11 protein-coding genes are annotated in these 12759 nt (G+C 59.2%); 10 read left to right on the forward strand and 1 reads right to left on the reverse strand.

Translation table 11 applies throughout. The features are described 5' to 3' along the window. The first annotated feature begins 4 nt into the window (after positions 1-4). The 10 genes from infB (at position 5) to yedF (ending at position 11606) form a co-directional block, all read left to right on the forward strand. Positions 5-2695: a translation initiation factor IF-2 gene (infB, locus tag ACJ8PE_RS18130; RefSeq protein ID WP_019453339.1), complete on the forward strand. Its 2691-nt coding sequence runs from the start codon at positions 5-7 to the stop codon at positions 2693-2695. Between the two features lie 70 nt (positions 2696-2765). Continuing rightward, the gene (gene rbfA, locus ACJ8PE_RS18135; protein ID WP_004933508.1) at positions 2766-3176 is read left to right on the forward strand and encodes a 30S ribosome-binding factor RbfA; all 411 of its coding nucleotides are present in this window, start codon (positions 2766-2768) and stop codon (positions 3174-3176) included. Continuing rightward, entirely contained in the window at positions 3176-4120 is a 945-nt protein-coding gene (gene truB / locus ACJ8PE_RS18140; RefSeq protein ID WP_197793300.1) for a tRNA pseudouridine(55) synthase TruB, read from the forward strand. Before rbfA ends, truB begins: the two co-directional genes overlap by 1 nt. 124 nt (positions 4121-4244) lie before the next feature. Then, positions 4245-4514, forward strand: coding sequence for a 30S ribosomal protein S15 (gene rpsO, locus ACJ8PE_RS18145; protein ID WP_004933502.1), 270 nt, complete (start codon positions 4245-4247; stop codon positions 4512-4514). Between the two features lie 256 nt (positions 4515-4770). Next, positions 4771-6888 carry a polyribonucleotide nucleotidyltransferase gene (pnp, locus tag ACJ8PE_RS18150; protein WP_016929321.1) on the forward strand — a complete coding sequence of 706 codons (2118 nt, stop codon included), beginning with the start codon at positions 4771-4773 and terminating at the stop codon, positions 6886-6888. 128 nt (positions 6889-7016) lie between these two features. Further along, entirely contained in the window at positions 7017-7901 is an 885-nt protein-coding gene (gene nlpI / locus ACJ8PE_RS18155; RefSeq protein ID WP_004933495.1) for a lipoprotein NlpI, read from the forward strand. 122 nt (positions 7902-8023) lie between these two features. Next, a complete protein-coding gene (yrbN, locus tag ACJ8PE_RS18160) occupies positions 8024-8098 on the forward strand; it encodes a protein YrbN (RefSeq protein ID WP_223182019.1) in 75 nt (24 codons plus the stop codon). Beyond that, a complete protein-coding gene (locus ACJ8PE_RS18165; protein WP_033641661.1) occupies positions 8088-10010 on the forward strand; it encodes a DEAD/DEAH family ATP-dependent RNA helicase in 1923 nt (640 codons plus the stop codon). Before yrbN ends, ACJ8PE_RS18165 begins: the two co-directional genes overlap by 11 nt. Positions 10011-10155: 145 nt before the next feature. After that, entirely contained in the window at positions 10156-11370 is a 1215-nt protein-coding gene (gene yedE, locus ACJ8PE_RS18170) for a selenium metabolism membrane protein YedE/FdhT (RefSeq protein ID WP_197793301.1), read from the forward strand. Continuing rightward, positions 11367-11606: a sulfurtransferase-like selenium metabolism protein YedF gene (gene yedF / locus ACJ8PE_RS18175; protein ID WP_033641662.1), complete on the forward strand. Its 240-nt coding sequence runs from the start codon at positions 11367-11369 to the stop codon at positions 11604-11606. The genes yedE and yedF overlap by 4 nt, the downstream gene beginning before the upstream one ends. Positions 11607-11643: 37 nt before the next feature. Here the strand turns inward: yedF and ACJ8PE_RS18180 are convergent, their stop codons facing one another. Next, positions 11644-12657 carry a luciferase-like monooxygenase gene (locus ACJ8PE_RS18180; protein WP_197793302.1) on the reverse strand — a complete coding sequence of 338 codons (1014 nt, stop codon included), beginning with the start codon at positions 12655-12657 and terminating at the stop codon, positions 11644-11646. Positions 12658-12759: the final 102 nt, after the last annotated feature.

A 12759-nucleotide genomic window follows, 5' to 3' on the forward strand; every position in this document is an offset into this window, starting at 1 on the left:
CAGCATGACGACAGATGTAACCGTAAAATCGCTGGCAGCAGAGATTCAGACTCCGGTTGATCGCCTGGTACAGCAGTTTGCTGATGCAGGGATCAACAAGTCCGAGTCGGACTCTGTTACCCAGCAAGAAAAAGAAACATTACTGGCGCACCTGAACCGTGAACACGGCAGCGCGCCGGGTAAACTCACTTTGCAGCGCAAAACGCGCAGCACCTTGAATATCCCGAGCACCGGCGGTAAAAGTAAATCGGTGCAAATTGAGGTCCGCAAGAAACGCACTTATGTAAATCGCGATACGCAGGAAGCCCAGTTGGCTGAAGCGGCAGAGCAGGCACAGCGTGAAGCGGAAGAGCAGGCACGGCGCGAAGCGGAAGAGCTCGCAAAACGCGAAGCGGAAGCGAAGCGCGCAGCCGAAGAGCAAGCCAAACGTGAGGCCGCGGAGATTGCTAAGCGTAATTCAGCGGAAAAAGAAAAAGTGACCAATCAACATACCGACGAAATGACCAAGCCAGCTCAGGCGGAAAAAGCACGCCGTGAAGCCGAAGCCGCTGAACTGAAACGTAAAGCGGAAGAGGAAGTGCGCCGCAAGGTTGAAGAGGAAGCCAAGCGCGTGGCGGAAGAAGCCCGTCGCATGGCCGAAGAGAACGGCGAGAAGTGGGCCCAGGCCGACGCGGCTAGCGCTGCGGTTGAAAGCGCCGACTATCACGTGACCACCTCTCAGCACGCCCGTGCCGCTGAAGACGAAAACGACGCCAAAGTTGAAGGCGATCGTCGCAGCCGCACCCGCGGCGGCAAAGCCACCAAGCAGAAGAAAGGCAACAAGCTGTCCGAATCCAAAGCGGATCGCGAAGAAGCGCGTGCCGTTACCCGTGGCGGCAAAGGCGGCAAACGCAAGCCTAGCGCTCTGCAGCAGGGCTTCAACAAGCCGGCGCAGGTGGTTAACCGTGACGTGGTGATCGGTGAAACCATCACCGTGGCCGAGCTGGCCAACAAGATGGCGGTCAAAGGTTCTCAGGTCATCAAAGTGATGATGAAACTGGGCGCCATGGCCACCATCAACCAGGTTATCGACCAGGAAACCGCACAGCTGGTTGCCGAAGAGATGGGCCACAAAGTTATCCTGCGTCGTGAAAACGAGCTGGAAGAAGCGCTGATGAGCGACCGTGATACGGGCGCTGCGGCCGAGCCGCGCGCGCCGGTCGTGACCATCATGGGCCACGTTGACCACGGTAAAACCTCTCTGCTGGACTACATCCGCTCCACCAAAGTGGCGGCGGGCGAAGCCGGCGGCATTACCCAGCACATCGGTGCCTACCACGTAGAAACCGAGAACGGCATGATCACCTTCCTGGACACCCCGGGCCACGCCGCGTTTACCTCGATGCGTGCTCGCGGTGCTCAGGCGACTGACATCGTGGTTCTGGTGGTGGCGGCCGACGACGGCGTGATGCCACAAACCATCGAAGCTATCCAGCACGCGAAAGCGGCGCAGGTGCCATTGGTGGTTGCGGTGAACAAAATCGACAAACCGGAAGCCGATCCGGATCGCGTTAAGCAGGAACTGTCTCAGTACGGCGTTATGCCGGAAGAGTGGGGCGGCGAAGCGCAGTTCGTTCACGTGTCCGCGAAAGCCGGTACCGGTATCGACGAGCTGCTGCAGGCCATCCTGCTGCAGGCCGAAGTGCTGGAGCTGAAAGCGGTTCGCAGCGGCATGGCGAGCGGCGTAGTGATCGAGTCCTTCCTGGATAAAGGCCGTGGCCCGGTTGCTACCGTGCTGGTTCAGGAAGGTACGCTGAACAAGGGCGACATCGTCCTGTGCGGCTTCGAATACGGCCGCGTGCGTGCGATGCGTGACGAGCTGGGTCGTGAAGTGACCTCCGCCGGTCCGTCTATCCCTGTGGAAATCCTGGGTCTGTCCAGCGTGCCTGCAGCGGGTGACGAAGCGACCGTGGTGCGTGACGAGAAGAAAGCGCGTGAAGTGGCGCTGTACCGTCAGGGCAAGTTCCGCGAAGTCAAACTGGCGCGTCAGCAGAAGTCCAAGCTGGAAAACATGTTCGCCAACATGACCGACGGCGAAGTGTCCGAGCTGAACATCGTACTGAAATCCGACGTACAGGGTTCTTGCGAAGCGATCAGCGACTCGCTGCTGAAACTCTCCACCGACGAAGTGAAGGTGAAGATTGTCGGCTCCGGCGTAGGTGGGATCACCGAAACCGACGCGACGCTGGCTGCGGCTTCCAACGCCATCATCCTGGGCTTCAACGTGCGTGCCGACGCTTCTGCGCGCCGCGTGATCGAAGCGGAAAGCCTGGATCTGCGTTACTACTCCGTGATCTATAACCTGATCGACGAAGTGAAGCAGGCGATGAGCGGTATGCTGGCGCCGGAATACAAGCAGCAGATCATCGGCCTGGCCGAAGTGCGCGACGTGTTCAAATCGCCTAAGTTCGGCGCTATCGCCGGCTGTATGGTTACCGAAGGTACCATCAAGCGTCACAACCCAATCCGCGTACTGCGCGACAACGTGGTTATCTATGAAGGCGAGCTGGAATCCCTGCGCCGCTTCAAAGATGACGTTAACGAAGTCCGTAACGGCATGGAATGTGGTATCGGCGTTAAGAACTATAACGACGTGCGCGTCGGCGACATGATCGAAGTGTTCGAAATCATTGAGATCCAACGCACCATCGCTTAACGATTGCACATCTGCTTATATCTGTTTACGGGGGGCCTTTGTGCCCCCCGATTTGTCTGGAGAATCCAAAATGGCAAAAGAATTCAGCCGCGGTCAACGCGTGGCGCAAGAGATGCAGAAAGAGATTGCGATCATTCTGCAGCGTGAAGTGAAAGATCCGCGCGTCGGCATGGCGACCGTTTCCGGCGTGGAAGTGTCCCGCGACCTGGCGTATGCCAAGGTTTACGTCACCTTCCTGAACGTATTGACCGAGAACCACGATCCGGATCTGGTCACCAACGGCATCAAAGCGTTGCAAGACGCTTCCGGCTATATCCGCACCCTGCTGGGCAAAGCGATGCGCCTGCGCGTGGTGCCGGAGCTGACCTTCGCTTACGACAACTCCCTGGTGGAAGGCATGCGCATGTCCAACCTGGTGACCAACGTGGTGAAGAACGACGCAGAGCGCCGTTCCGCCTCAGGCGATGACAAGGAGGATTAATGAGTCGCCCTCGTCGCCGCGGCCGTGACATCCACGGCGTGCTGTTGCTGGACAAGCCGCAGGGATTGTCGTCCAACGATGCGCTGCAAAAAGTAAAACGTCTGTACAACGCCAACCGAGCGGGCCATACCGGCGCGCTCGATCCGTTGGCGACCGGCATGCTGCCTATCTGCCTGGGCGAAGCGACCAAGTTTTCGCAATACCTGCTCGATTCCGACAAGCGCTATCGGGTGATCGCCAAGCTGGGGCAGCGTACCGATACCTCCGACGCCGACGGGCAGATCGTGCAGGAGCGCCCGGTGAGCTTCACCCAGGCGCAGCTCGACGCGGCGCTGGACACCTTCCGCGGCGACATCCAGCAGGTGCCGTCGATGTATTCGGCGTTGAAATACCAGGGCAAGAAACTCTACGAGTATGCGCGCCAGGGCATCGAAGTGCCGCGCGAAGCGCGCAGCATCACGGTGTACGAGCTGCAGTTTATCCGCTGGGAAGGGGATGAGCTGGAGCTGGAGATCCACTGCTCGAAAGGCACCTACATCCGCACCATCACCGACGATCTCGGCGAGCTGCTGGGCTGCGGCGCGCACGTGATCTATCTGCGCCGCCTGCAGGTGGCGACTTATCCGATCGCGCGCATGGTGACGCTGGAACAGCTGAACGCTTTGCTGGTTCAGGCGCAGGAACAAGACATCGCACCCGGCGAACTGCTCGATCCGCTGCTGATGCCGATGGACAGCCCGGTTGAGAACTATCCGGAAGTGAATTTGCTGCCGGTGGTGGCGGGCTACGTCAAGCAGGGGCAACCGGTGCAAGTGGCCGGCGCGCCGGCTTCCGGCCTGGTGCGCATCACCGAGGGTGAAGAGCGGAAATTCATCGGCGTTGGCGACATCGCCGAGGATGGTCGCGTGGCGCCGCGCCGCCTGGTGGTCGAGCATTTCGACTGACGGCGGGGCACTGCGTCGCCTTGCGATCGCACTGCGCTAAGAGTAGAATGGCGCAGCTTATGCATTGGGTTGCTGAATTAGAGATCGGCGCCTGTTTTTATTATCTATAATCTGGAGTATTACAATGTCTCTAAGTGTTGAAGCTAAAGCTCAAATCGTAGCTGATTTCGGTCGTGGTACTAACGACAGCGGTTCTACCGAAGTTCAGGTTGCCCTGCTGACTGCGCAGATCAACCATCTGCAAGGCCACTTCTCCGAGCACAAAAAAGATCACCACAGCCGTCGTGGTCTGCTGCGTATGGTTTCTCAGCGTCGTAAGCTGCTGGACTACCTGAAGCGTAAAGATGTAGCACGTTACACCAGCCTGATCGAGCGTCTGGGTCTGCGTCGCTAATCTAGCAAGTTTCAGTGGAAAGGGGCCTATTTTGGCCCCTTTCTTCTAGGAAGCATAAGCAAATCAGGTTAATGTATTACTGATGTTTCCAAACAGGTTCTTCCGTTACAGAGGTTCGCGCGGCTAATGAGAGGCTTTATCTCCCGCCTGAGATAAGGATTGTCATTAGTCGCGAGGATGTAGTGAGAAGGCAAATCGAGTCACAGGCGTGTCGAGTCGTCAATGCGATTGCGCGCCGTTAATCAAGGATATAATTTTGCTGACACCGATCATTCGCAAATTCCAGTATGGCCAGCATACCGTCACCATCGAAACCGGTATGATGGCGCGTCAGGCCACCGCCGCCGTTATGGTGAGCATGGATGACACCGCCGTATTCGTTACCGTCGTTGGCCAGAAAAAAGCCAAGCCGGGCCAGAGCTTCTTCCCGCTGACGGTGAACTACCAAGAGCGTACCTACGCCGCCGGCCGCATCCCGGGCAGCTTCTTCCGCCGCGAAGGCCGTCCGAGCGAAGGCGAGACGCTGACTTCCCGTCTGATCGACCGTCCGATTCGTCCACTGTTCCCGGACAGCTTCCTGAACGAAGTTCAGGTGATCGCGACCGTGGTTTCCGTTAACCCGCAGGTGAACCCGGACATCGTTGCGATGATCGGCGCCTCTGCCGCCCTGAGCCTGTCCGGTATTCCGTTCAACGGCCCAATCGGCGCCGCGCGCGTAGGTTACATCAACGATCAGTACGTACTGAACCCGACGACCGACGAACTGAAAGAAAGCCGTCTGGATCTGGTGGTTGCCGGTACCGCTGGCGCGGTGCTGATGGTGGAATCCGAAGCTGACGTGCTGAGCGAAGATCAGATGCTGGGCGCCGTGGTGTTCGGCCACGACCAGCAGCAAGTGGTTATCGAAAACATCAACGCGCTGGTTGCCGAAGCCGGCAAGCCGAAGTGGGATTGGCAGGCGCCTGCGGTCAACGAAGCGCTGCACGCGCGCGTGGCTGAATTGGCCGAGGCTCGCCTGGGCGACGCTTACCACATTACCGAAAAACAAGAGCGTTACGCTCAGGTTGACGCGATCAAAGACAGCGTGGTTGAAACCCTGCTGGCGCAGGACGAAACGCTGGACGCCGGCGAAATCCAGGACATCCTGGGCACCGTCGAGAAGAACGTGGTGCGCAGCCGCGTACTGCGTGGCGAGCCGCGTATCGACGGCCGTGAAAAAGACATGATCCGTGGCCTGGATGTGCGCACCGGCGTACTGCCGCGCACCCACGGTTCCGCGCTGTTCACCCGTGGCGAAACTCAGGCGCTGGTTACCGCGACCCTGGGCACCGCGCGCGACGCACAGAACCTGGACGAGCTGATGGGCGAGAAGACCGACAGCTTCCTGTTCCACTACAACTTCCCTCCGTACTCCGTAGGCGAAACCGGCATGGTCGGTTCTCCTAAGCGTCGTGAAATCGGTCACGGTCGCCTGGCGAAACGCGGCGTATTGGCTATGATGCCTAAACCGGAAGATTTCCCGTACACGGTTCGCGTGGTGTCTGAAATCACCGAGTCCAACGGTTCTTCTTCCATGGCTTCCGTGTGCGGCGCGTCTCTGGCGCTGATGGACGCCGGCGTGCCAATCAAGGCTGCCGTTGCGGGTATCGCGATGGGCCTGGTGAAAGAAGCCGACAACTATGTGGTTCTGTCCGACATTCTGGGTGACGAAGATCACCTGGGCGACATGGACTTCAAAGTGGCCGGTAGCCGCGACGGTATCACCGCGCTGCAGATGGACATCAAAATCGAAGGCATCACCCGCGAAATCATGCAGGTGGCTCTGAACCAGGCCAAGGGCGCGCGTCTGCACATCCTGGGCGTAATGGAACAGGCTATCAGCACTCCGCGCGGCGATATCTCCGAATTCGCACCGCGTATTCATACTATCCGCATCAACCCGGATAAAATCAAAGACGTGATCGGTAAGGGCGGTTCCGTTATCCGCGCGCTGACCGAAGAGACTGGCACTACCATCGAAATTGAAGATGATGGTACAGTTAAAATCGCTGCGACCGACGGTGAGAAAGCGAAATTCGCTATCCGTCGCATCGAAGAGATCACGGCAGAGATCGAAGTGGGCCGTATCTACCAGGGTAAAGTGACCCGTATCGTTGATTTCGGCGCATTCGTCGCTATCGGCGGTGGTAAAGAAGGCCTGGTGCACATTTCTCAGATCGCCGACAAGCGCGTTGAGAAAGTGACCGACTATCTGCAGATGGGTCAGGAAGTGCCGGTTAAGGTACTGGAAGTTGACCGTCAGGGCCGCGTGCGTCTGAGCATCAAAGAAGCGATGGCGCCGGAAGCAGGTTCACCTGCGCCTGAAGCAGAATAACTGTATAGATAGTTTTACAGCTCCCCGCCACGGGGTTGGGAGCTGTTCGTATCGCGCGGGTAGGATGCCCGCGTTTTAGCAAACGGAGGACAGGACGTTCATCCAATGTTTGTCTTCGGGAGTGGGAAATGAAGCCTTTCTTGCGCTGGTGTTACGTTGCGACAGCACTCATGCTGGCAGGATGCAGCAACCATGATTGGCGTAAAGACGAAGTTTTGGCAATCCCGTTGCAGCCTACGTTGCAGCAGGAAGTGATCCTGGCGCGCATGGAACAAATTCTTGCCAGCCGGGCACTGACGGATGACGAACGCGCACAGCTTTTATATGAGCGCGGTGTGCTGTATGATAGCCTCGGGTTACGTGCATTAGCGCGCAATGATTTCTCGCAGGCGCTGGCGATACGTCCCGACATGCCGGAAGTTTTCAACTACCTGGGCATTTACTTAACGCAGGCAGGCAATTTTGATGCTGCCTATGAAGCGTTTGATTCTGTACTAGAGCTTGATCCAACTTACAATTACGCGCGTTTAAACCGGGGCATCGCACTGTACTATGGCGGCCGCTTCCCGTTGGCGCAGGATGATCTGCAGGCGTTTTATCAAGACGACCCAAACGATCCCTTCCGTTCGTTATGGCTGTATCTGGTGGAGCGAGAAATCGATCCCAAGAAGGCCGAGGTAGCGCTTCAGCAGCGCTATGACAAAGCGGACAGAGGGCAATGGGGATGGAATATTGTCGAATTCTACCTGGGCAAGATCAGCGAAAAAACGCTGATGGAACGCCTCAAGGCAGATGCAACGGATAACACTTCGCTCGCTGAGCATCTCAGTGAAACTGACTTCTATTTGGGTAAACACTACCTGAGTCTGGGGGACAAGGACACCGCTTCGGCGCTGTTCAAACTGACGGTGTCTAACAACGTTCACAACTTCGTTGAGCACCGCTATGCATTGTTGGAATTGGCGCTTTTGGGCCAAGAGCAAGACGACCTATCGGAATCGGACCAGCAATAGCTGACGAACACCTATCAGCCTGATGAACATTGGTTTTTAACCAAAGTTATCGCCTTAACGGGCGAGGGCTTTTTTGTTCGTTTTATAATCTAATTTGAGCCGGTTCACACTTTTCAATGAAAATGACTGAAAATTTTCTCGACGAGTTATGTAGACTGGCTGCCATTATTAATGAGGCACGTGTACATGACGACTGAGTTTGAAACCTCTTTTGCTGATCTGGGGCTGTCTGCTCCAATCATTTCCGCCCTGAACGATCTGGGCTATGAAAAACCATCTCCGATCCAGGCTGAGTGTATTCCTCACCTGTTGAACGGCCGCGACGTGCTGGGCATGGCACAGACCGGTAGTGGTAAAACTGCAGCGTTCTCGCTGCCGCTGCTGCACAACCTGCAGGCAGACCTGAAAGCACCTCAGATCCTGGTGCTGGCACCGACCCGCGAACTGGCGGTTCAGGTTGCCGAAGCGATGACCGATTTCTCCAAACACATGAACGGCGTCAACGTGGTAGCCCTGTACGGCGGCCAGCGTTACGACGTGCAGCTGCGCGCTCTGCGCCAGGGCCCGCAAATCGTTGTGGGTACCCCAGGCCGCCTGCTGGACCACCTGAAGCGCGGCACCCTGAACCTCTCCAACCTGAGCGGTCTGGTGCTGGATGAAGCCGACGAAATGCTGCGCATGGGCTTTATCGAAGACGTAGAAACCATCATGGCTGAGATCCCGGCTGAACATCAGACCGCGCTGTTCTCCGCCACCATGCCGGAAGCGATCCGTCGCATTACCCGCCGCTTCATGAAAGAGCCGCAGGAAGTGCGCATCCAGTCCAGCGTCACCACCCGTCCGGACATCAGCCAGAGCTACTGGTCGGTCTACGGCATGCGTAAAAACGAAGCGCTGGTGCGTTTCCTGGAAGCCGAAGACTTTGACGCGGCGATCATCTTCGTTCGTACCAAGAACGCGACCCTGGAAGTGGCCGAAGCGCTGGAGCGCAGCGGTTACAGCAGCGCCGCGCTGAACGGCGACATGAACCAGGCGCTGCGTGAGCAGACCCTAGAGCGCCTGAAAGACGGTCGTCTGGATATCCTGATCGCGACCGACGTTGCGGCCCGTGGCCTGGACGTTGAGCGCATCAGCCTGGTTGTCAACTATGACATCCCGATGGACTCCGAGTCTTACGTTCACCGTATCGGCCGTACCGGTCGTGCGGGCCGCGCCGGCCGCGCGCTGCTGTTCGTGGAAAACCGCGAACGCCGCCTGCTCCGCAACATCGAACGCACCATGAAGCTGACCATCCCGGAAGTGGAGCTGCCGAACGCAGAACTGCTGGGTGAGCGTCGTCTGGCCAAGTTCGCCGCGAAAGTTCAGCAGCAGCTGGAAAGCAGCGATCTGGATCTGTACCGCGCGCTGCTGACCAAACTGCAGCCGGAAGAAGAGCTGGATATGGAAACCCTGGCCGCAGCGCTGCTGAAAATGGCTCAGGGCGAACGTCCGCTGATCCTGCCGCCGGATCCGGTCTTCAAGCCGCGTCAGCGTCGTGAGTTCAACGACCGTGACGATCGCCGCGGCGACCGTCGTGACAGCCGCGACAGCCGTGACGGCGATCGTCCGCGTCGCGAACGTCGTGACGTTGGCGAAATGCAGCTGTACCGCATCGAAGTGGGCCGTGACGATGGCGTAGAAGTCCGTCATATCGTTGGCGCTATCGCTAACGAAGGCGACATCAGCAGCCGTTACATCGGCAACATCAAGCTGTTCGCTTCCCACTCCACCATCGAGCTGCCAAAAGGCATGCCGGGCGAGATCCTGAATCACTTCACTCGCACTCGCATCCTGAACAAGCCGATGAACATGCAGCTGCTGGGCGATGCACAGCCGTTCGAACGTCGCGAGCGTCGTGACGGTGGCAACGGTGGCGAGCGTCGCGGCAACGGTCGTCCGTTCAACGGCGAACGTCGCGAAGGCGGCCCACGTCGTTCCTTCGGTGAACGTCGTGAAGGCGGCAACGGCGGCGAGCGTCGTGGCGGTAACTACAACCGTGACGGCAAACCGGCCCCACGCCGTGATGACGGCGCACCGGCAGCACCACGTCGTCGTTTCGGCGACGCGTAATCGCTGATTCACCGTTCGCGGTGAGCGCTCTGAAAAACCAGCCTGCGGGCTGGTTTTTTTATGCCTGAAAGTTGCCGTCAAACGCCCTTGAATGGCGTATCATTCATAAGGTTTTTTCTTATGGATGATATGCACGGGAGATGCCATGAGTTGGCAGCAGTTCAAATCTCAATACCTGGTGCGCTTTTGGGCACCGCTGCCGGCGGTGATCGCTGCCGGGATCCTTTCTACCTACTACTTCGGCATGACCGGCACCTTCTGGGCGGTGACCGGCGAGTTCACGCGCTGGGGCGGCCATGTGCTGCAGTGGTTCGGCCTGCACCCCGAGCAGTGGGGCTATTTCAAGGTTATCGGCCTGCAGGGCACGCCGCTGGAGCGCATCGACGGGCGCATGATCATCGGCATGTTCGCCGGCTGCATCGCCGCCGCGCTGTGGGCCAACAACATCAAGCTGCGCCAGCCGCAGCACCGCATTCGCATCGTGCAGGCGCTGCTGGGCGGCATCATCGCCGGTTTCGGCGCGCGCCTGGCGATGGGGTGTAACCTGGCGGCATTCTTCACCGGCATTCCTCAGTTCTCGTTGCACGCCTGGTTTTTCGCGCTGGCGACCGCCGCCGGTTCTTACTTCGGCGCCAAATTCACGCTGCTGCCGATGTTCCGCATCCCGGTCAAATTGCAAAAGGTGAAGGCCGCCGCGCCGTTGACGCAGAAGCCTGAGCAGGCGCGCCGCCGCTTCCGGCTGGGCATGGCCGTCTTCGGCCTGGCGGTTGCCTGGTCGCTGTGGACACTGTTCGATGCGCCGAAGCTCGGCATCGCCATGCTGTTCGGCATCGGCTTTGGCCTGCTGATCGAGCGCGCGCAGATCTGCTTCACTTCGGCGTTCCGCGATCTGTGGATCACCGGCCGCACCCACATGGCGAAAGCCATCATCATCGGCATGGCGGTGAGCGCCATCGGCATCTTCAGCTATGTGCAGCTCGGCGTGTCGCCGAAGATCATGTGGGCCGGCCCGAATGCGGTGCTGGGCGGTTTGCTGTTCGGCTTCGGCATCGTGCTGGCCGGCGGCTGCGAGACCGGTTGGATGTACCGCGCCGTGGAAGGGCAGGTGCACTACTGGTGGGTGGGGCTGGGCAACATCATCGGCGCTACGCTGCTGGCCTATTACTGGGACGACCTGGCACCGGCGCTGGCGACCGACTACGACAAGATCAACCTGCTCGATACCTTCGGCCCGATCGGCGGCCTGCTGGTGACTTACCTGCTGCTGGCGCTGGCCTTCGCCGCCATGCTGTGGTGGGAGAAACGCTTTTTCCGCGCCCGGCCTGAGGCGCAGGTGGTGAATTTGAGGAGCCTGCCATGAAAGCAACGACGATAGTGCCGGACTACCGGCTGGACATGCTGGGCGAGCCTTGCCCGTACCCGGCAGTGGCGACACTGGAGGCGATGCCGCAGCTGAAGCCGGGGGAAATTCTGGAAGTGATCAGCGATTGCCCGCAGTCGATCAACAACATCCCGCTCGATGCGCGCAACCACGGCTACAAGGTGCTGGATATCCAGCAGGACGGGCCGACCATCCGCTACCTGATCCAGCGTTAACGCCAGGGCGGTGGGGTTCCCACCGCCTTTTCGCTTTTTAGCCCTTCACGATGTCGCCCTTCACGCCGGCGACGATCTCGAACGAACGCAGCCGCGCCTGATGATCGAAAATCTGGCCGTTGACCATGATCTCGTCGGCATCGGTTTCACGCAGCAGCGTTTGCAGCCCGTGGCGCACCGTTTTTTCATCGCCGACGATCGACATCCGCAGCGCCTGCTCGACGCCGTATTGCTCGCCGGCGGTCCACAACGCGTGAATGTTATCCACCGGCGGCGGCAGCGGGCCGGGCGAACCGCGACGCAGATTGATGAACTGCTGCTGCATCGAGCTGAACAGGAAGCGCGCATCGCGGTCGCTGTCGGCGGCGATCACGTTGACGCACACCATGGCGTGCGGCTGCGCCAGCTGTTTGGACGGTTTGAAGTTATCGCGGTACAGCTGCAGCGCCTGGAACAGCATATCCGGGGCGAAGTGCGAAGCGAAGGCGAACGGCAGGCCGAGCTGCGCCGCCAGCTGCGCGCTGTAGAGGCTGGAACCGAGCAGCCAGAGCGGCACATGCAGCCCCTGGCCCGGCACCGCCTGCACGGGCTGGCCGGGCTGCGCATCGCAGAAGTAGTTTTGCAGCTCCTGCACGTCGCGCGGGAAGGTATCCACATCGCCGGACAGGTGGCGGCGCAGCGCCATCATGGTGCGCTGATCGGTGCCGGGCGCGCGGCCAAGCCCCAGATCGATGCGCCCCGGATAGAGCGACTCCAGCGTGCCGAACTGTTCGGCGATCACCAGCGGCGCATGGTTCGGCAGCATCACGCCGCCGGAGCCGAGGCGAATGCTCTGGGTGCCGGCGGCCAGATAGCCCAGCAGCACCGAGGTGGCGGCGCTGCCGATGCCGGTCATGTTGTGGTGCTCGGCCAGCCAATAGCGCCGGTAGCCCCAGCGTTCGGCGTGCTGCGCCAAATCCAGCGAACAGTGGAAAGCGTCGCGCGCCTTGGCCCCTTGCGGGATTGGCGATAAATCCAGTACCGAAAGCGGTACGGCAGTGTTTTCAGTCATGACATCGTCCATCAGAGAGTGAATCGCTTAAAGGGCGATTGCAGGAATCTGCATACCAAAAAGCCTAAAATGATGCTTTTTAGTGTTAAAAGCATAATCCAA

The sequence above is a fragment of the Serratia sp. CY74737 genome, from assembly GCF_052166775.1.
In the GTDB taxonomy this organism is placed as follows: Bacteria; Pseudomonadota; Gammaproteobacteria; order Enterobacterales; family Enterobacteriaceae; genus Serratia; species Serratia ureilytica.